This is a genomic window from Streptomyces sp. NPDC005202, assembly GCF_040608235.1.
GTDB lineage: Bacteria > Actinomycetota > Actinomycetes > Streptomycetales > Streptomycetaceae > Streptomyces.
In genome coordinates, this window is record NZ_JBEXHW010000013.1 from 86,121 (window position 1) to 105,033 (window position 18,913).

At 71.1% G+C, this 18,913-nt stretch carries 15 protein-coding genes and 2 pseudogenes; 7 read left to right on the forward strand and 10 right to left on the reverse strand.

Annotation, left to right across the window (positions count from 1 at the left end):
* Window positions 1–6 precede the first annotated feature (6 nt).
* From ABZV31_RS20480 to ABZV31_RS20510, 7 genes and pseudogenes are all read right to left on the reverse strand, one after another.
* On the reverse strand, window positions 7–621 hold the full coding sequence (locus ABZV31_RS20480; protein ID WP_355895610.1) for a GPP34 family phosphoprotein: 615 nt from the start codon (window positions 619–621) through the stop codon (window positions 7–9).
* Between the two features lie 110 nt (window positions 622–731).
* A pseudogene (locus ABZV31_RS20485) lies at window positions 732–1,110 on the reverse strand (YbfB/YjiJ family MFS transporter); the annotation flags it as partial.
* Between the two features lie 75 nt (window positions 1,111–1,185).
* Entirely contained in the window at window positions 1,186–2,214 is a 1,029-nt protein-coding gene (locus tag ABZV31_RS20490; RefSeq protein ID WP_355895612.1) for a Gfo/Idh/MocA family oxidoreductase, read from the reverse strand.
* A gap of 18 nt (window positions 2,215–2,232) precedes the next feature.
* Window positions 2,233–3,135: a sugar phosphate isomerase/epimerase gene (locus ABZV31_RS20495; protein WP_355895615.1), complete on the reverse strand. Its 903-nt coding sequence runs from the start codon at window positions 3,133–3,135 to the stop codon at window positions 2,233–2,235.
* A gap of 1 nt (window position 3,136) precedes the next feature.
* Entirely contained in the window at window positions 3,137–4,048 is a 912-nt protein-coding gene (locus ABZV31_RS20500) for an ATP-binding cassette domain-containing protein (RefSeq protein ID WP_355895618.1), read from the reverse strand.
* A gap of 4 nt (window positions 4,049–4,052) precedes the next feature.
* Entirely contained in the window at window positions 4,053–5,129 is a 1,077-nt protein-coding gene (locus ABZV31_RS20505; protein ID WP_355895846.1) for an ABC transporter permease, read from the reverse strand.
* The gene (locus ABZV31_RS20510; protein ID WP_355895620.1) at window positions 5,129–6,142 is read right to left on the reverse strand and encodes a sugar ABC transporter substrate-binding protein; all 1,014 of its coding nucleotides are present in this window, start codon (window positions 6,140–6,142) and stop codon (window positions 5,129–5,131) included. The genes ABZV31_RS20505 and ABZV31_RS20510 overlap by 1 nt, the downstream gene beginning before the upstream one ends.
* A 324-nt stretch (window positions 6,143–6,466) precedes the next feature.
* Between ABZV31_RS20510 and iolC the strand changes: the two genes are divergently transcribed.
* The 6 genes from iolC to ABZV31_RS20540 are packed head-to-tail and all read left to right on the forward strand — an operon-like array spanning window position 6,467 to window position 13,485.
* Entirely contained in the window at window positions 6,467–7,429 is a 963-nt protein-coding gene (gene iolC / locus ABZV31_RS20515; protein ID WP_355895623.1) for a 5-dehydro-2-deoxygluconokinase, read from the forward strand.
* Window positions 7,430–7,442: 13 nt separating this feature from the next.
* Window positions 7,443–8,339, forward strand: a complete 897-nt coding sequence (locus ABZV31_RS20520; RefSeq protein WP_355895626.1) for a deoxyribose-phosphate aldolase — start codon at window positions 7,443–7,445, stop codon at window positions 8,337–8,339.
* Window positions 8,336–9,241: a 5-deoxy-glucuronate isomerase gene (iolB, locus tag ABZV31_RS20525; RefSeq protein ID WP_355895628.1), complete on the forward strand. Its 906-nt coding sequence runs from the start codon at window positions 8,336–8,338 to the stop codon at window positions 9,239–9,241. The genes ABZV31_RS20520 and iolB overlap by 4 nt, the downstream gene beginning before the upstream one ends.
* An 8-nt stretch (window positions 9,242–9,249) precedes the next feature.
* Window positions 9,250–11,133, forward strand: a complete 1,884-nt coding sequence (gene iolD, locus ABZV31_RS20530; protein ID WP_355895631.1) for a 3D-(3,5/4)-trihydroxycyclohexane-1,2-dione acylhydrolase (decyclizing) — start codon at window positions 9,250–9,252, stop codon at window positions 11,131–11,133.
* A gap of 38 nt (window positions 11,134–11,171) precedes the next feature.
* Complete coding sequence (locus ABZV31_RS20535) at window positions 11,172–12,665, forward strand: CoA-acylating methylmalonate-semialdehyde dehydrogenase (RefSeq protein WP_355895634.1); 1,494 nt, start codon at window positions 11,172–11,174, stop codon at window positions 12,663–12,665.
* A 34-nt stretch (window positions 12,666–12,699) separates the two neighbouring features.
* A complete protein-coding gene (locus ABZV31_RS20540) occupies window positions 12,700–13,485 on the forward strand; it encodes a GntR family transcriptional regulator (protein WP_355895636.1) in 786 nt (261 codons plus the stop codon).
* A 78-nt stretch (window positions 13,486–13,563) separates the two neighbouring features.
* Here the strand turns inward: ABZV31_RS20540 and ABZV31_RS20545 are convergent, their stop codons facing one another.
* The 3 genes and pseudogenes from ABZV31_RS20545 to ABZV31_RS20555 form a co-directional block, all read right to left on the reverse strand.
* Entirely contained in the window at window positions 13,564–14,382 is an 819-nt protein-coding gene (locus tag ABZV31_RS20545; RefSeq protein WP_355895638.1) for a DUF427 domain-containing protein, read from the reverse strand.
* 337 nt (window positions 14,383–14,719) lie between these two features.
* Window positions 14,720–15,529 (reverse strand): annotated as a pseudogene (locus tag ABZV31_RS20550) (ATP-binding cassette domain-containing protein); the annotation flags it as partial.
* Between the two features lie 227 nt (window positions 15,530–15,756).
* Window positions 15,757–17,640, reverse strand: a complete 1,884-nt coding sequence (locus tag ABZV31_RS20555; RefSeq protein ID WP_355895641.1) for a GAF domain-containing protein — start codon at window positions 17,638–17,640, stop codon at window positions 15,757–15,759.
* Between the two features lie 121 nt (window positions 17,641–17,761).
* Between ABZV31_RS20555 and ABZV31_RS20560 the strand changes: the two genes are divergently transcribed.
* Complete coding sequence (locus ABZV31_RS20560) at window positions 17,762–18,877, forward strand: FAD-dependent monooxygenase (RefSeq protein ID WP_355895643.1); 1,116 nt, start codon at window positions 17,762–17,764, stop codon at window positions 18,875–18,877.
* The last annotated feature ends 36 nt before the right edge of the window (window positions 18,878–18,913 follow it).

Consider the following 18,913-nt stretch of genomic DNA (forward strand, 5'->3'; position numbering starts at 1 on the left):
AGGAGGCTACCCGCCACCCCGCCAGACGTTGTCGAAGGCCGCGTCCTCGATGGCCCGGCGCTGGCGTACGGCCTCCAGCTCCATCACGGCGTCGTGGACGGCGGCGAGCACGGTGAGGACCGGCTCCTCGGTCACGGTCACCCCCGTCTCGGCCCCGTATGCCTGCTCACGGATTCCGACGGCCGCGGCGAGCGCGGAAAGGACCGGCTCGTCCGAGGCCCATCGCCCGGCCGACCGCCGCCGCGCGTCGCTGTCGGCGAGCACCGTGCGGCCGCCGCCGAACGGGGCCCAGCGGCTGCGTTGCCACGTGACCTGGCCGTCCTCCTCCAGGGCAACCAGATACGCCGAGGACAGGCCACGGCCCCGGCGCCACAGCCAGTCCTCCAGCGACTCGTACGGTTGCTGCCGCACCAGCAACGACGCGGCCTCGTCGAGCAGGTGATCGGCCAGCGCCGGCTGAAGACGCGGCACGAGGCGGTCGCCGTCGAGCGCCAGGGCCTCGGCCTCGAGGAGGTCGATCACCTCGGCTCCCGCGAGGGCGAGCGAGAGGTCGCCGCGTTCGACGGGCCGGCTGGGCTCCACGTCGAGGGCGACGATCATCAGGTCGCGCGGTGTGCTCATGAGAACCTCCCCGTCGATGGCGTGGCCGACAGTGCGGCGCCGGGCGGATGGCGCGGGACCTGGTGCTCGCCGGGTACGGACATCCCATACGTCGCCGACTGTAGCGCGGCTCACTCAGCGGCGCGGGGCGAGCCGACGGCGCCGTCCCGCGTGCCGGAGCGCTGTCCGGCCGCGCCTTGCCCCACCAGGGCCGTGTGGTGCGGGAAGCCGATACGGGGGACGGCAGCGGCAGCGGCGAGGACCACGAGGGCGGCGAGAAGCAGCGCCGACCGGTAGCCGTGGTGGAGGAGCGGGCCGAGACCAGGGGCCCGAGGACCTGGCCGACGGAGTACCCGGCGGTCAGCAGGGCGGCGGAGCGGGGAACCCCCGGATGAGCTCCCGCGGCGAGGGCCGGAGACGGGCTCCCACGGCCAGGGCCGGCGTGCTGACGCCGAACAAGGTGGCGCCGAACAGCGCCGCGGAGATCAGCGCGGCCGCCGCTCCCCCGAGGCCTGGCTGCCCGACGACGCCCCGCACAAGCGGTACCCGCGGTACTCGGCCCGGGGCCGTACGACTCGCTGTCGCTCACCGGTACAGCGCCGGCCGCTCCTCCAGGTCCACCCCCACCCGTCCGCCCTCCGTCAGGGCCCGTACGCCCGCCTCGCAGACCGCGGCCGCGGCGTAGCCGTCCCAGGCGCCGGGGCCGGTGACCTCGCCGCGGCGGGTGGCGTCGACCCAGGCCTGCACCTCGCGGTCGTAGGCCGACGCGAAGCGTTCGAGGTAGTCCTGGGCGATGGTGCCGCCCCAGCGGCCGGCCATGTGCGTGACCATGGCGTGGCCGTCGCCGACCCGGGCCGTGCCGCGCTCACAGACGACCTCCGCCCGGACCTGGTAGCCGAAGCCGCAGTTGACGAAGATCTCCACGTCGGCGACGGCCCCGCCGTCGGTCTCGAAGAGCACGAACTGCGGGTCCTGCAGACCGTCGGGGGCGTTCACGGACGGGGTCGGGCGCAGCACGGTGACCGCCGTGATCTCCTGGCCGAGCAGCCAGCGGGTCACGTCCATCTCGTGCACGACCGAGTCGTTGATGAGCATGTCGCTGGTCCAGCCGGACGGGCTCGCGACGTTGCGATGCCGGTGGTGCAGCAGCAGCGGGCGGCCCAACTGACCGGTCCGCAGCAGCTGTTCGAGCTTCATGTACTCGGCGTCGTAGCGCCTCATGAAGCCCACCTGGACCCGCCGACGGCCCAGTTGGCGCTCCGCCTCCAGCACGCGCAGGGCGGAGGCGGCGTCCGGCGTGAGCGGCTTCTCGCACAGCACCGGCAGGTCGCGTGCGAAGGCCGCCAGCAGCGCCGCCTCGTGCGCCGGCCCCGGGGAGGCGACGAGCACCGCGTCGACGTCGGCCGCCGCCATCGCCACGGCCGGGTCGGTGTACGCGGTGCAGCCGTCGACGCGGGCCGCGACGGCCTTGGCGCGTTCCGCGTCGATGTCCACGACGGCGGTCACCCGTGCCCCGCTGGTGACCTCCTGGATACGGCGCACGTGGTCGGCGCCCATCCGGCCGGTGCCGATGACGGCGACGCCGAGAGTTCCGCGCGTTCCACGCTGAGCCATGGTGTCCCCTCGGGGTAGTCAGGCGCCGCAGGACCTCAAAAACTTGCGGGTGCGGACCGCGATCGGCAGCGGCTTGTCCGGCTCGCAGGGGTACATGTCCTGCTCGACGATCGCGAACAGCTCCACGCCGAGGTTCTGCGCGGCGACCAGGACCGGCTCCAACTCCGGCACGCCGGACGGCGGTTCGCACATCACCCCGCGCTGCACGGCCGGCCCGAACGGCACCTCGTTCGCCACCACGTCGGCGAGGATCTCCGGGTCGACCTGCTTGAGGTGCAGGTAGCCGATGCGCTCGCCGTAGGTCTCGATCAGCTTGACGCTGTCGCCGCCGCAGTAGGCGTAGTGCCCGGTGTCCAGGCACAGGTTGACCAGGTCGGAGTCGGTGGAGTCCAGGAAGCGCTCGACGTGCTCCTCGGTGTCGATGTGGGTGTCGGCGTGCGGGTGGACGACGATGTCGAGGCCGTAGGTCTCCTTCACTTCGCGGCCCAGCCGCTCCATGCCCTTGGTCAAGTGCGCCCACTGCTCGGCCGTCAGCTCCGGCGGCTCCAGGATCTCGGCGGTCTTGTCGTCCCGCCAGAAGGAGGGGATGACGACGAGGTGCTTCGCGCCCATGGCCTGGGTGAGCGCGGCGACCTGGCTGACGTGCTCCCAGGTGGACTCCCACACGGCCGGGCCGCGGTGCAGGCCGGTGAAGACCGTGCCCGCCGACACCTTGAGGCCACGCTTGTCCACCTCGTCGGTGAGCCGGGCCGGGTCGGTCGGCAGATAGCCGTAGGGGCCGAGCTCGATCCAGGAGTAGCCGGCCTCGGCGACCTCGTCGAGGAAGCGTTCCCAGGGCACCTGCTGGGGGTCGTCGGGAAACCAGACTCCCCAGGAGTCGGGGGCCGAGCCGACCCGGATGCGGTCCAGCACAGGGGCCATGTCAGGAGTTCCCTTCGGAAGATGCCGGTACGGGTGCGGTGAGGTCCCCCTCCTCGGGGAGTTCCTCGACGTCGACGCCCCGGACCTGGGCCAGTTCGTGCTTGAGCGCGGCGAGTTCGGCCCCGCCGGCCATGTGGTTGGTCAGTTCCTCGAGGGAGACCTCGCTGCGGTCGGCGCTGAGTTCCAGGGTGCCGAGGCGCAGCACGCTGAAGTGGTCGCCGACCATGTAGGCGTGGTGCGGGTTGTGGGTGATGAAGATGACGCCGAGGCCGCGGTCGCGGGCGGCGGCGATGTACTTCAGCACCACACCGGACTGCTTGACGCCGAGGGCGGCGGTCGGCTCGTCCAGGATGAGGACGCGGGCGCCGAAGTAGACGGCGCGGGCGATCGCCACGCACTGGCGCTGGCCGCCGGAGAGCGTGCCGATGGGCTGCTCCAGGTCGTCCAGGACGATGCCCATGTTGCGCAGTTCCTCGTCCGCCGTCTTCTTCATGCGGTCGATGTCGAGGCGGCGCAGCGGCCAGGGGCCCTTGGTCATCTCGGAGCCGAGGAAGAAGTTGCGCCACACCGGCATGAGCGGGACGGTCGCCAGGTCCTGGTAGACGGTGGCGATGCCGCGGTCGAGGGCCTCGCGCGGGCTGGTGAAGCGCACCGGTTCGCCGTCGACCAGGAACTCGCCCTCGGTGTGCTGGTGCAGCCCCGAGATGATCTTGATCAAAGTCGACTTGCCGGCGCCGTTGTCGCCGAGCACGCAGGTCACCTTGCCGGAGTGGACGGCGAGGTCGACACCGTGCAGGGCGCGGATGTTGCCATAGGACTTGCCGGCCTTGCGCAGTTCGACGATGGGCCGGTCCTTCTCGGGCGGGGTGTCCTTCAGGATGGCGCCGTGGGTTCCGGTTCCGTTGGTTGTCATCGGGTCACCTCCGGGTCGCCGTGCGCTGGACCCACAGATTGATCAGGACGGCGCCGAGCAGCATCACGCCGAGGAAGGCCTTGAACCAGTCGGGGTTCCAGCCGGCGTAGACGATGCCCTGGTTCACCATGCCGAACATGAAGGCGCCGAAGACCGGGCCGATCGCCGAGCCGTAGCCGCCAGTGAGCAGACAGCCGCCGATCACCGCCGCGGCGATGTAGATCAGCTCCTGGCCGACGCCCTCGCCGGACTGCACGGTGTTGAAGGAGAACAGCTGGTGCATGCCGACGAACCAGGCGCCGAAGCCGACCAGCATGAACAGCGAGATCTTGGTGAAGGTCACCGGGACACCGACCGCGCGGGCGCTGTCCTTGTTGCCGCCGACCGCGAAGATCCAGTTGCCGTACTTCGTGCGCAGCAGCACCCACGTGGCCAGCGCCGCGAAGACCAGCCACCAGATGACGGTGATCTTCACCTGGACCCCGCCGACGGTGAACGACGAGGCGAAGATGGCCTTCGCCTGGTCGAAGCCGTCCATGTCGCTGATGTCGTCGGTCGCGACGTTGCCGGTGATCAACTTGGTCACCGCGAGGTTCACGCCCTGCAGGATCAGGAAGGTGCCGAGGGTGACCAGGAAGCTCGGCAACCCGGTCTTCACCAGCATCCAGCCGTTGAACGCGCCGATCGCGAGCGACACCACGAGCGCGACGATCACGCCCACCCACACGTTCATCGTCAGCTGGTAGCTGAGCATGCTCGCGGTCAGCGCCGACGTGATGACCGCGACGCCGGCCGACAGGTCGAACTCCCCGCCGATCATCAGCAGGGCCACCGGCAGGGCCATGATCCCGATGGTCGACGACTGGTAGAAGATCGTCGCCATCGAGCTGCCCTGGCGCACCGCCGGTGCCGCGACGAAGAAGAAGACGAACACGGCGACGGCGCCGAGGAAGACACCGACCTCCGGCCGGGCGAGCAGTCGGAGCACCAGGGGCCGCTGCACGGTCCGCCCGTCGGTCTGCTTGGCGCCGGGCGCCGGCGGTGTGCTCACCGCCGGCTCGGCCTGCTGGGTCATACTGATCACCTGGTGCCCTTCGCGGCGAACTGGGCGACCTTGTCGACGTTGGACTTGTCGACGAAGGCCGGGCCGGTCAGCACCGGCTGCTCACCGCCGCCGCTGTAGTTGCCGTTGTTCTTGTAGAGCCACAGGGAGTCGACCGCCAGGTAGCCCTGCAGATAGGGCTGCTGGTCGACGGCGAACTGGATGGTGCCGTTCTGGACGGCCTTGGTCAGGTCCTTGTTGAGGTCGAAGGTCGCGATCTTCGCCTTGCTGCCGGCGTCGCTCACCGACTGCACCGCGGTCAGCGCGTAGGGGGCGCCGAGCGTGACGACGTAGTCGATGCCCTTGTCCTGCTTGAGCTTGGCGGTGATCGTCGACTTCACGGACGGCATGTCGGTGCCGTTGACGTAGAGGTTCTCGGTCGTGCCGTTGAATGTCTTCTTCACGCCGTCGCAGCGCTGGGTCAGGCCGACGTTGCCCTGCTCCTGGATGACGCAGACGGCCTTCTTGGCGCCGACTTCGTTGAGCTTCTTGCCGAACGCCTCGCCCGCCACGGTCTCGTCCTGGCCGAAGAACTCCAGCAGGCCGAGCTTCTTCCAGTCGCTCAGGCCGGAGTTGAGGCCGACCACGGGTATGCCCGCGCCCTCCGCCTTGCCCACGACGCTCTTCAGGGCGTCCGGCTTGGCGAGGGTGACCGCGATGCCGTCGACCTTCTGGTCGATCGCGTTCTGCACGAGGTTGGCCTGGTTGCCGGCGTTCGGGTCGGCGGAGTAGACGAGCTTGATGTTGTCCTTGGCGGCGGCGGCCTCGGCGCCCTTGCGGACGATGTCCCAGAAGGTGTCGCCGGGCGCCTGGTGCGTGACCAGCGCGACCGTCATCCGGGGCGTGGTGGCCTTGCCCGCGGAGGCGGCGCCCCCGCCTTCCTCGGCCTTCTTGCCGCCGGAGCTGCTGGAGCAGCCAGCGAGGGTCAGGGCCGCGGCCGCGGCCACGGCCACGACGGGGGCGAGTCTGCGGGAGCGAGAAGAGCGGTCCATCTTTCCTGCACCTCACTGTGCCACGGGGGAAAGGGAGAGGGGATCACGGTGATCCCGGTCCCGGATGCCTTGATCGGATCCGGGTCATGCGCCGCATGCACGGCTGTTGTGCTGGGACGGGATCCAATCCCTTGGCGCGCCCGCTGTCAATACTTTGTTAAGACATCATTTCACAAGCAGGTCCGAATGTAAGTACAAACTATTGACAGTGCGGCCCTCCGAGTCCTACACCTGAGAGGCGGCAGGCCCCCGGGATCCGCGTCTCCACCGTCGCAGGGCCCCTTGGGATCCGCACCCCCAGGCACAGCTCGAGGAGCGTCGCGCATGGCCGAGTCAGCCCAGTCCTTCGACCTGATCACGATGGGCCGCATCGGAGTCGATCTCTACCCGCTGCAGTCCGGCGTACCCCTGACACGGGTGGAGACGTTCGGAAAGTTCCTCGGCGGTTCGGCCGCCAACGTGGCCGTCGCCGCGGCCCGCCTCGGCCGCTCCACCGCGGTGATCACCCGCACGGGCAACGACCCCTTCGGCGCCTATCTGCACATGGCGCTGAAGGAGTTCGGGGTCGACGACCGCTGGGTCACGCCGGTCGACGCCTACCCGACCCCCGTCACGTTCTGCGAGATCTTCCCGCCGGACGACTTCCCGCTCTACTTCTACCGGCAGCCGAAGGCCCCCGACCTGGAGATCCGCACCGACGAGCTGGACTTCTTCGCCATCCGCGCGGCCCGGATCTTCTGGATCACCGGCACCGGCCTGAGCGAGGAGCCGAGCCGCTCCGCCACGCTCGCCGCCCTCAAGGCACGCGACAAAGCGGGCACCACGGTCTTCGACCTCGACTGGCGCCCGATGTTCTGGCAGGACCCGGAGGAGGCCCGCCCGTACTACGCCGAGGCACTGCGGCACGCCACCGTCGCGGTCGGCAACCTCGACGAGTGCGAGATCGCCACCGGCGTCCGCGAGCCACAGGCCTGCGCCGAGGCGCTGCTGGCGGCCGGCGTGGAGCTGGCCGTCGTCAAGCAGGGCCCCAAGGGCGTGCTGGCCGTGCACCGGGACGGCACCCGGGCCGAGGTGCCGCCGGTGCCCGTCGAGGTCGTCAACGGCCTCGGCGCGGGCGACGCCTTCGGCGGCTCGCTGTGCCACGGGCTGCTGTCCGGCTGGGACCTGACGACGGCCATGCGGTACGCCAACGCGGCCGGCGCCCTCGTCGCCTCCCGCCTCGCCTGCTCCTCCGCGATGCCCACCGAGTCGGAGGTCGAAGACCTCCTCGCGCGAGCCACTCCCTGAACGGAGCGTTGTCTTGACCCTCAGCATCCGCGACCTCACCGCGGTCAGAGCCCGGCATCCTCAGGCCGTTGCCGAGGCGGCCGCCCGCCGGGTGCGCCGCCCGCTGATCGGCGACAGCGGCCGGCTGATGATCGTGGCCGCCGACCACCCCGCGCGCGGCGCGCTCGGCGTCGGCGACCGCAGACTCGCCATGGCCAACCGCGCCGACCTGCTGGAACGTCTGTGCGTCGCGCTGTCGCGGCCCGGCGTCGACGGGGTGCTCGCCACCGCCGACATCCTGGAGGACCTGCTGCTCCTCGGGGTGCTGGAGAACAAGGTCGTCATGGGCTCCATGAACCGCGGGGGCCTGGCGGGCGCCGCCTTCGAGATGGACGACCGCTTCACCGGCCACCGCGCCCGCGACATCGCCCGGCTCCGCTTCGACGCGGGCAAGCTGCTGGTGCGCATCGACTACGACGACCCCGGCTCGCTCGCCACCCTGGAGTCCACCGCCCGCACCATCGACGAGATGGCCGAGCTGCACCTCCCGGTCTTCGTCGAGCCGTTCATCTCGCGCCGGGTCGACGGGAAGGTGTCCAACGACCTGTCCGCCGAGGCCGTCACCCGCTCCATCGCCATCGCCTCCGGCCTGGGCGGCACCTCCGCCTACACCTGGCTGAAGCTGCCCGTCACCGAGGACCCGGACGACATGGCCGAGGTCCTGGAGACCTCCACGCTGCCCGTCGTCCTGCTCGGCGGCGAGGTCGGCGACGACCAGGAGGGCGCCTACGAGCGGTGGCGCAAGGCCCTGCGGCTCCCCACCGTCCAGGGCATGGTCGTCGGCCGCTCCCTGCTGTACCCCGCCGAGGGCAGCGTGGAGACGGCGGTGGACACGGCCGTGGGCCTGTTGGGAGAAGGAGGCACCCGATGACGAGCCCCTACCACCTGCCCGCGGGCACGGCCCACGGCGGCCCCTACGTCGTGGACGTCACCCCCGAGTCCGCCGGCTGGGGTTACTCGAGCCTGCGCGTCCTGGAGCTGCCGCCCGGTGGCTCGCACACCTTCGACACCGGCGAGAGCGAGTGGATCGTGCTGCCGCTCAGCGGGAGCTGCACCGTCGCCTGCGCCGACGAGTTCGGCCACGCCGCCTTCGACCTGACCGGCCGCGACAGCGTGTTCGCCGCCGTCAGCGACTTCGCGTACGTGCCGCGCGATGCCCGGACGACCGTCTCCACCACCGGCGGCGGACGGTTCGCGCTCACCGGCGCGCGCTGCACCCGGCGCCTGCCCGCCCGCTACGGACCGGCCTCGTCGGTGCCGGTGGAGCTGCGCGGCACCGGGAACTGCAGCCGCCAGGTCAACAACTTCGGGGCGGCCGGCGTGTTCGAGTGCGACAAGCTCATCGCCGTCGAGGTGATCACCCCGGGCGGCAACTGGTCGTCGTTCCCGCCGCACAAGCACGACGAGCACCGGCCCGGCGAGGAGTCCGTCCTCGAGGAGATCTACTACTTCGAGTTCGCCGCCCATGACGGCACGCCCGGCCTCGGCTACCAGCGGGTCTCGCCGTCCGGGCAAGGCCGGGGCACGGACGTGCTGGCCGAGGTGCGCGACGGCGACGTCGTGCTGATCCCGGACGGCTGGCACGGGCCGTCGATCGCCGTGCCCGGCCACCACATGTACTACCTCAATGTCATGGCGGGCCCGGAGGCCGAACGCGCCTGGCTGATCTGCGACCACCCCGACCACGCCTGGATCCGCGACACCTGGCCCGAGCAGCCCGTCGACCCCCGTCTGCCCCTCTACACCGCCCCGTCCGCTTCGTCGTCCCAGTGAGGTCCTCGATGAGCCAGTCGAGCCAGTCAACGCATCGCCTGACCGTCGCCCAGGCGCTGGTGCGGTTCCTCGCCGCCCAGTACACCGAGCGGGACGGCGTACGGCACCGGCTGATCGCCGGCACCTGGGGCATCTTCGGCCACGGCAACGTGGCGGGCGTCGGCCAGGCGCTCCTGGAGGCGGGCGAGGACGTGATGCCGTACCACCAGGGGCGCAACGAGCAGGCGATGGTGCACGCGGCGGTGGGGTTCGCCCGCCAGCGGGGCCGCCTGTCGACGCAGGCCGTGACCACATCCATCGGCCCGGGCGCCACCAACCTCGTCACCGGCGCGGCCCTGGCGACCATCAACCGTCTGCCGGTGCTGCTCCTGCCCGGCGACTACTTCGCCACGCACGCCGCCGACCCGCTGCTGCAGCAGCTGGAGCACCCGGTGGAGGCGGACGTGTCGGTCAACGACACCCTGCGCCCGGTCTCCCGCTACTTCGACCGCATCACGCGCCCCGAGGCGCTGATCCCCTCCGCGCTGAACGCCGTACGGGTCCTCACCGACCCCGCCGAGACCGGCGCCGTCACCCTCGCGCTGCCGCAGGACGTGCAGGCGGAGGCGTACGACTGGCCGGAGGAGTTCTTCGCCGAGCGCGTGTGGCGCGTACGGCGCCCGGCCCCCGACCCGGTCGAACTCGCCGAGGCCGTACGGGCGGTCAGGGCCGCGTCCCGGCCGCTGATCGTCGCGGGCGGCGGCGTCCACCACAGCGAGGCCGAGGAGGCGCTGAAGGCCCTGGTCGACGCCACCGGGATCCCGGTCGCCTCCACCCAGGCGGGCAAGGGGTCACTGAGGTACGACCACCCCGCCGACCTCGGCGGCATCGGCCACACCGGCACGGCGGTCGGCGACGACATCGCCCGCACCGCGGACCTGGTGATCGGCGTCGGCACCCGCTACACGGACTTCACCACCGCCTCCGGCACGCTCTTCCAGAACCCGGACGTCCGCTTCGTCAACCTCAACATCGCCGCCTTCGACGCGCACAAGCTGGCGGCCAGGACACTCGTCTGCGACGCGCGGGCCGGCCTCACGGCGCTCACCGAGGCACTCGCCGGGCACCGCGTGGACGCCGCGTACGAGGCGGAGTACCGCGCCGGCAAGGAGCGCTGGGAGCAGGTGGTCGAGGCCGCCTACCGGGCCGACGACGACAGCGCCGTACCGACCCAGACGCAGGTGCTCGGCGCGCTGGACGAGGTCGTCGGCGACGACGACGTGGTGATCAACGCCGCCGGGTCGCTCCCCGGCGACCTGCACAAGCTGTGGCGGGCCCGCTCACCGCGCCAGTACCACCTGGAGTACGGCTATTCCTGCATGGGCTACGAGATCCCGGCCGGCATCGGCGTCCAGCAGGCCGCGCCGGACACACCCGTCTGGTCGCTGGTCGGCGACGGCACGTACCTGATGATGCCGACGGAGATCGTCACCGCAGTCCAGGAGGGCCTGCCCGTCAACCTGGTCCTGATCCAGAACCACGGCTACGCCTCCATCGGCGGCCTGTCGGAGTCGGTGGGCGCGGAGCGCTTCGGCACCGCCTACCGACACCGCGCCGCCGACGGCACCTTCACCGGCGCCCCGCTCCCCGTCGACCTCGCCGCGAATGCCGGCAGCCTCGGCATGGACGTGCTGCGCGCCAAGACCGTGCGCGAGCTGCGCGAGGCGCTCGCTGCGGCGCGCGCCTCGGACCGGCCGACCTGCGTGTACGTCGAGACCGACCCGACCCCGACCGCTCCTCCGGCCGAGGCCTGGTGGGACGTGCCGGTGGCCGAAGTGGCCTCCCGCGAGGCCGCGTTGCAGGCCCGCGAGCGGTACGACCGCCACGTCACCGACCGCCGCCGGCACCTCTGAACTCCCCTGGACTCCCCCTCATCGGAAGGCCCCGCACCATGAAGACCATCACCCACTGGATCGGCGGCAAGCCCGTCGAGGGCACGTCCGGCCGCTTCGGCCCCGTGTACAACCCGGCGACCGGCGCCCAGGAGAAGCAGGTCGCGTTCGCGACCGTCGACGAGGTGGACGCCGCCGTCGCCGCCGCGAAGGACGCGTATGTCACCTGGGGCGGCTCCTCGCTGGCCAAGCGCACGGCGGTGCTGTTCAAGTACCGGGAGCTGCTGGACGCGCACCGCGACGAGATCGCCGAGCTGATCACCGCCGAGCACGGCAAGGTGCACTCCGACGCGCTCGGCGAGGTCGCGCGCGGCATGGAGATCGTCGAACTGGCCTGCGGCATCTCCTCGTTGCTGAAGGGCGAGCTGTCCACGCAGGTCTCCACCCGGGTCGACGTCGCCGCGATCCGCCAGCCGCTGGGCGTGGTCGCGGGCATCACCCCGTTCAACTTCCCCGCGATGGTGCCGATGTGGATGTTCCCCCTCGCCATCGCGTGCGGCAACACCTTCGTGCTCAAGCCGAGCGAGAAGGATCCGTCGGCCTCCTTCCGCCTGGCCGAACTGGCCGCCGAGGCGGGCCTGCCGGACGGGGTGCTGAACATCGTGCAGGGCGACAAGGTGGCGGTGGACCGCATCCTGGAGCACCCGGACATCGAGGCCGTCTCCTTCGTCGGCTCGACCCCGATCGCCAAGTACATCCAGCTGAAGGCGGTCGAGCACGGCAAGCGCGTGCAGGCCCTGGGCGGTGCCAAGAACCACATGCTGGTGCTGCCCGACGCCGACCTGGACTTCGCGGCCGACCAGGCGATCAACGCGGCGTACGGGTCGGCCGGCGAGCGCTGCATGGCCGTGTCCGTCGTGGTCGCCGTCGGCGACACGGGCGACGAGCTGGTCGGCAGGATCGCCGAGCGGGCGAAGAACCTGCGGATCGGCCCCGGCAACGACCCGTCCTCCGAGATGGGCCCGCTGATCACGCGCGAGCACCGCGACAAGGTGGCCTCGTACGTACGGAGTGCGGCCGAGCAGGGGGCGGAGGTCGTGGTCGACGGCACGGGCTACACGGTTCCGGGCCACGAGGACGGCTTCTTCCTCGGCGTGTCGCTGCTCGACAAGGTGCCGGTGACGGCGGACGCGTACAGGGACGAGATCTTCGGCCCGGTGCTGTGCGTGGTGCGCGCGGAGACGTACGACGACGCCATCGAGCTGATCAACGCCTCCCGCTGGGGCAACGGCACCGCGATCTTCACCCGGGACGGCGGCGCCGCCCGCCGGTTCCAGCTGGAGGTCAAGGCAGGCATGGTCGGCGTAAACGTGCCGATCCCGGTGCCCGTCGGCTACCACTCCTTCGGCGGCTGGAAGGACTCCCTCTTCGGCGACCTGCACGTCTACGGAAACGACGGCATCGCCTTCTACACCCAGGGCAAGGTGATCACCACGCGCTGGCCGGACCCGGCCGACGCGGGCATCAACCTAGGCTTCCCCAGCCACTCCTGACACCCCGTCCGCTCCGACCGAAGGGGGTGTCCCGGTGGCGACGACCGGTGACCACTCTCGTGCCATAACCGTCTCCGCGCTCGATTCCCTGGACTTCGCCCTGGACCGCAGCAGTCCGGTGCCGCTGTACTACCAGCTCGCCCAGCAGCTGGAGGCGGCGATCGAGCACGGGATCCTCGCCCCGGGGAACCTCCTGGGCAACGAGATCGACCTGTCCGTACGCCTCGGCCTGTCCCGCCCCACGGTCCGCCAGGCCATCCAGTCCCTTGTCGACAAAGGGCTGTTGGTCCGGCGGCGCGGGGTGGGCACGCAGGTGGTGCACAGCCAGGTCAAGCGCCCACTGGAGCTCAGCAGCCTCTACGACGACCTGGAGACGGCCGGGCAAGGCCCGACCACGCAGGTGCTGCGCAACGAGCGGGTGCCCGCCACCGCCGACGTGGCGGCCGCGCTCGGCCTCGCGGAGGGCAGCGAGGTGACGGTGCTGGAGCGGCTGCGGTTCACGCACGGCCAGCCGGTGGCGTTCCTGTGCAACTACCTGCCTGCGACGCTGCTCGAACCGGACACCGCCCGGCTGGAGTCGACGGGCCTGTACCGGATGCTGCGCTCGGCGGGCATCACGCTGCACAGCGCCCGCCAGTCCATCGGCGCCCGCACGGCCACCGCCGAGGAGGCCGTCCGTCTCGACGAGAAGGAGGGTGCCGCCCTGCTCACCATGCAGCGCACGGCGTACGACGACACCGGGCGGGCGGTCGAGTACGGCACACACGTCTACCGGGCCTCGCGGTACGCGTTCGACTTCCAGCTGCTGGTGCGGCCCTGATCCGGGACGGGCGGGAGCGGCGTGCCGCCCTCGTCCGCGGGTGCGGCGCCAAGGGGAGGGGACAGCGCGTCGCCGGTGCTACGCCGGCGGTCGTGCCGTGAGGTGTGGGGTGAAGACGCTGGTGGGGCGGTCGAGGCGTGCGCCGTCCACGGTGATGTCGACCACCTCGTTGTAGAAGGCGAGGTGCCCCTTGATCGCGGCCACCGCGGGCAGTGGGTCGGGGTAGCTCCAGACAAGGTTCGGCGGGACCTCGGCCCGGCCGCGCCAGGACCAGTACTCGGCGGCGGTGCCCTTGTAGGGGCAGACGCTCGTGTGGCCGGTGGCGGTGAGCAGGTCGAGGCGGACGTCCTCGCGCGGGAGGTAGTACCGCGTGGGCAGGCCGGTCTCGAACAGCAGCACCGGGCGGCGGGTGTCCGCGACGACCGTGCCGTCGATCTCGACCCGGACGTGGCGGCTGCTCGGCAGGGCGTCCACCCGTTTGTGCGGGTCGCGGGGATGGACGAAGATCTCTTCCTCCTCCTCGTACCAGTGATCGAGGCCCCGGCCGGTGCGCCGGAACCACTCGAAGGCGATGAGGCCGGCCAGGTCGGCGGCGGGGAACGTCCAGGCCGCGTTCTCCCGCAGGTCGCCGTGGACGACGAGGTCGTAGAAGATCTCCGCCCCGGTGTGCGCGCCCGTCGGCGGGTTCTTCGCCGGCCGCAGCAGGTCCTCGCGCACCTCCTCGCGCGGGAAGGCGTACAGGGGGACCGGCACTCCCGGCTCCCACACCAGGACGGGGTGCCGGCTGTCGACGACGGTGACGTCTCCCGTGCGGCCGCGCACCCAGCGGTCGCTGGGCTCCCACAGGAGGCCTTCGGGGGTGGTGCGGACGGACTGGGCGGTGGGGTGTTCGATCATGGCTGGCCCGCTCTCCTCCCAGGAGCTTCCGGGGCGACCGGACGATCGGGCGACCGGGCGACCGGACGATCGGGCGACCGGACAATCGGGCGACCGGGGAGACACCCGCCAGGGCCGGCAAGCCCAGAACACAGCATGCCAGCCGGCGTCGGTCAGTGCGCGGGCGACCGGAATTCCGCCTGCGTAGAAAAGCAGAAAAAAGGCCTCCGCAGGCTCTCACCTGCGACGACCCTTCGCACCGTCGGGACGACAGGATTTGAACCTGCGACCTGATATATCCGCGCAATTCGGCTACAGGTTGTCGGCAGGCGCAGGGCCACACCCACCGGGCTCGCGTTCAGTGCAGGTCGGCCCGCGCGGGGCTGTCATCGACGGGGCTGTCGTCGAGGAAGCCGCCCGACTGGTGCTGCCACAGCTTCGCGTAGGCGCCGTCCGACGCGAGCAGCTCCTGGTGCGTGCCCTGCTCGACGATCCGTCCGCGGTCGAGGACGACGAGCTGGTCCATGTTGGCGACCGTGCTCAGTCGGTGCGCCACCACGAGCGCCGTCCGCGCTTCCATGAGCCGCCACAGCGCCTCCTGGACGAGGATCTCGCTCTCGGAGTCCAGGGCGCTGGTCGCCTCGTCGAGCAGCAGGATCGGCGCGTCGCGCAGGATCGCCCTGGCGAGGGCGACCCGCTGGCGCTGTCCGCCGGACAGCTTGACACCGCGCTCGCCCACCATGGTGTCGAAGCCGTCCGGCAGCGCATCGGCGAACTCCGTGACGTGCGCCGCCTCGGCCGCGCGGCGGATCTCGGCGTCGGTGGCGTCCGGCCGGGCGAACGCGATGTTGTCCCGCAGCGTGCGGTGGAACATCGCCGGGTCCTGCGGCACGTAGGCGATCAGGCTGCGCAGGTCGGCCTGGCGCAGCCTGCTGATGTCCTGACCCCCGATCAGGATCCGGCCGGCGTCGATGTCCGTCATCCGCAGCAGCAGCCGGGTGAGCGTGGTCTTGCCCCCGCCGGACCGGCCGACGAGACCGATCTTCGCCCCGCTGGGCACAGCCAGGTCGAGGCCCTCGAAGAGCGGCTCCGCGCCCGCGTGGGCGAAGGTCACTTGCTCGAAGCGGACGTCGGCGGCCCGGGACAGCAGCGGCTCCGGCGACGCCGGGGCCGCCCTCGTGGCAGGCATGGCGCAAGGGACGACAGGCTGAACGCCCAACGGAGCTCCTATGCGGACATTCGGATCTTGGTGGCCTGCCGTTGGCGTGGCGAGGAACCCAACCACGCCCGCACCATCCACCGCGGATGAGCGGACCGTGTCCACCCGGTTTACGGAACTTCCCTGAGCCGCCGGTCTTGAACAGAACAGCCCTGCGGTCGCACCGTGCGGCGTTGTCACCCGAGCCGTTGGGCGTGCTCGGGCCAGGCGTGGCCGAGCACGTCCTCGGTCATCAACGCGGCCTGGACCTGCAGGAGTGTCTCCGGTTGTGAGAGTGGCGACCCGAGCAATTCTTCGATCCGCTTGAGCCGCAGGCCGACGGTGTTCGGGTGCACATACAGCGCGGCTGCCGTGCGGGCGGTGTTCAGCTCCTGCCCCAGGTAGGTCCGCAGCGTCTCGATCAGAGCGGCGTCCCGGCGGGAGTCGTATGCGCGCAAGGGTGCCAGGACTCGATCGGCGTAGCGGATGAGCTCGCGGGGGTCGTCGAGTTGGAGCAGCAGGCCGTATACGCCCAGCTCGGACAGGGTGACCGTCCGGTCCCGCCCTCCGCGCAGCTGCGCGAGTTCCAGGGCGCCACGGGCCACCCGGAAAGCCGCGGCATAGTCGCGTAGTTCGGAGCAACTCGCCCCGACCGCGACGGATACGGTGGAGTCGTTCAGCGTCCGGCTGACCGCCCGGCGGATCATGTGGCCGGCAGTCACCGGGTCGGCCTGCTGGTTCTTCGACGTGTCGTCGGGCCACAACACCACCACGAACTCACCCCAGTTGGTGACGAGCGGGCGCGGCCTGACACCGTCAGTCGCGCTGTGCACGATGCCGAGCAGCCGCCGTACGTCGGCCGGACCGGTACCAGCCGCGAGATTCGCCTCCGCAGTGCCTGCCGTGGCGGTGTCCGCCTTGATCACCAGCACCGCGTGGGGCCGGGAGAGGTCGTGGCCCAGCGTCTGGGCGCGCGAGCCGAGTGTCCCGGACGCGATGCCGGAGAGCAGATCGCTCAGCAGGTCCCCCCTCAGCCTCCACTCCACCTCCAGCGCGGTCCGGCGGCGGAGCAGTTCGAGGGCGGCCACAGTGGCCCCGTGTTCCACCGCGCGGTGGCCGAGCGGCCCGAGGTCGACGAGCCGGCCCGGCAGCCAGATCCGCGCCACGAGCTCTCCGCCGAGCAGCACCGGTGCCACGATCCGTGGGCCGCCTTCCGGGTCGGGTAGCTCCGTGAGCCGTTCGGAGCCGGTCTCATCTGCCTGCTCGACGTGCGGGACCTCCAGCCGGGTCCCGTCCTTCTCAGCGCTCCCGAGCGGGTGCCCAGCCGGGTCGGTGATCAGCACGGGGCGGGCGAGGAGTCCGGACAGGGCGGCGGCGACACCTTGCACACCGGCCGCGCGCAATGCAACGGACGTCAGATCCCGGTGGATCTGCTCGGCCTCCTGCAGCAGCCGGTGCTGTGCGGTCAGCGACTCGTTCAGCTCCTCGAGGTCGGCGATGGTGTCGCGTTCGCGGTCCCGGAGCCGGGCGGTCTCGATGGCTATCCCCGCCTGGTCGGCCAGCGTGATCAGCAGTTCCAGCTCGTCGGCGGCGAAGGTGTGGACCTGGGTCCGATAGCAGTTCAATGTACCGGCCGGTGTCCCGGCGACCCTGAGCGGTACGGACACCATGGACCGGTAGCCCTGCTCGCGCGCCACCTCTTCCCAGGGCCGGAACATCGGTTCCACCGTGATGTCCTCGATCGCCAGGGGTTTGCCGCTGTTGAACGCCCGGCTGGACGGCCCCTCCCCCAGCGGCCCGGGCCCGAGCCGGATCGGGTGGTCGGTGTTGACGCGAGCGACGTACTCGGGGGTGAGGCCGTACGACCCCTCGATCACCAACGCGTCCCGACTGTCGTTGGCCAGCAGCACGGCGCAGAGCTCGTAACCCATGAGGGTGCAGGCCTTCTCGGCCACCAGATCCAGGAGCACCGGCAGCGGTACGGGCTTGTTCACCGCGGTTGCGATCTCGGCGACGCCCGCAAGCCATCGCCGCACATCGTTCGTGCCGTCATCGGTAGGGCTGCATATCGCTTCGCGCACGGCCCTCACTGTGCCGACGCACAGCGAATCCGGCAAGGGGGGTGCCGGCACACATTGAGGGGTGGGAGGCGCCCCGGAACAGTGGAGGCACAGACTGTTACCGAATCGCCAAGGAGTGCCCGTGCCTCCACGTGTCGTCGTGATCGGTGGCTCTCTCGGCGGGCTCAATGCAGCACTCCACCTGCATCGGACGGGTGCGGACGTCGAGGTGTTCGAGCGCAACGGGCACGAGGCGTGCGACGACGGCGCCGGCGTGCTGCTGCCCCCGTCGACCGAACGGCTGCTCGCCGAGTGCGGCACTTTCGACATCGGCGTGGCGCGAACGGTGCGCCATTTCGACGCCCAGGGCGTGCTCCTTCGTGAAGAGCCACGCGCCCACCGCTTCGCGTCCTGGGCCGCGCTGCACCGGGCGCTGCTGACGGCATTGGGCCGGGACCGCGTGCACCGAAACCACGCAGTGGTCGGTCTCGAGCAGGACGGCCGATCCGCTGCGGCCCTCTTCCGCGGCGGGCGAATCGAGCGGGCCGACCTGGTGGTCTGCGCCGACGGCACCGGCTCGACGAGCCGGCGGCTGCTGCTTCCGCGGTCCTTCCCGCGCTACGCCGGCTATGTGGCCTGGCGTGGCCGAGTCCACGAGAGCTATTTGTCGCCGTCCGCGTCCCGGGCCCTCGCCGGTGCGGTGAGCTTTCTCCAGCTGCCGGACAGCCATGTGAGGGTGAGCCCCGCACCGGGGCACCTTCTCGACTTCGTCTGGTACCGCGACCTCCCGGACGGCCGGGCGCTCACCGCGACGCTCACCGACCGCACCGGTACCCAGCGCTCGCTGACGGTGCCGGCGGGCATGGTGCCCGACGCATCCGTGCAACGGATGCGGGAAGCGGCGGCGGAGATGATGCCGCCGGCCTTCGCCGAGCTGGTGTCACGGGCACCGGAGCCGTACGTCGAGCAGATCGTCGATGTCGCGGTGCCCCGGATGGTCGTCGGGCGGATCTGCCTGATCGGCGACGCGGCCTTCACTTCCCGTCCTCCCGCGACGGCGGGCGCGGCGAAGGCGGTCGAGGACGGCTGGTCCCTCGCCGCGGCGGTCGGTCGTACGGGCACTGATGTGCCAGACGCTCTCGCGGAGTGGGAACCACCCCGGTTGGAGCGAGGGCGTCGGCTGGTCGCCGGAGCATGTGCCCTCGGCCGTTCTGCAGGACTGTGGGAGTCCACAGCGAAATGGCCTTTCCTCGTGTAGCCACACATGTTCCGCCCAAGCCTCGAAGGCCAGTCT

Bases quoted from the DNA above. Each gene is read 5' to 3' on its own strand.
- ABZV31_RS20480 (WP_355895610.1), bottom strand. From the start codon at position 621: ATGAGCACACCGCGCGACCTGATGATCGTCGCCCTCGACGTGGAGCCC.
- ABZV31_RS20490 (WP_355895612.1), bottom strand. From the start codon at position 2,214: ATGGCTCAGCGTGGAACGCGCGGAACTCTCGGCGTCGCCGTCATCGGC.
- ABZV31_RS20495 (WP_355895615.1), bottom strand. From the start codon at position 3,135: ATGGCCCCTGTGCTGGACCGCATCCGGGTCGGCTCGGCCCCCGACTCC.
- ABZV31_RS20500 (WP_355895618.1), bottom strand. From the start codon at position 4,048: ATGACAACCAACGGAACCGGAACCCACGGCGCCATCCTGAAGGACACC.
- ABZV31_RS20510 (WP_355895620.1), bottom strand. From the start codon at position 6,142: ATGGACCGCTCTTCTCGCTCCCGCAGACTCGCCCCCGTCGTGGCCGTG.
- iolC (WP_355895623.1), top strand. From the start codon at position 6,467: ATGGCCGAGTCAGCCCAGTCCTTCGACCTGATCACGATGGGCCGCATC.
- iolB (WP_355895628.1), top strand. From the start codon at position 8,336: ATGACGAGCCCCTACCACCTGCCCGCGGGCACGGCCCACGGCGGCCCC.
- iolD (WP_355895631.1), top strand. From the start codon at position 9,250: ATGAGCCAGTCGAGCCAGTCAACGCATCGCCTGACCGTCGCCCAGGCG.
- ABZV31_RS20535 (WP_355895634.1), top strand. From the start codon at position 11,172: ATGAAGACCATCACCCACTGGATCGGCGGCAAGCCCGTCGAGGGCACG.
- ABZV31_RS20545 (WP_355895638.1), bottom strand. From the start codon at position 14,382: ATGATCGAACACCCCACCGCCCAGTCCGTCCGCACCACCCCCGAAGGC.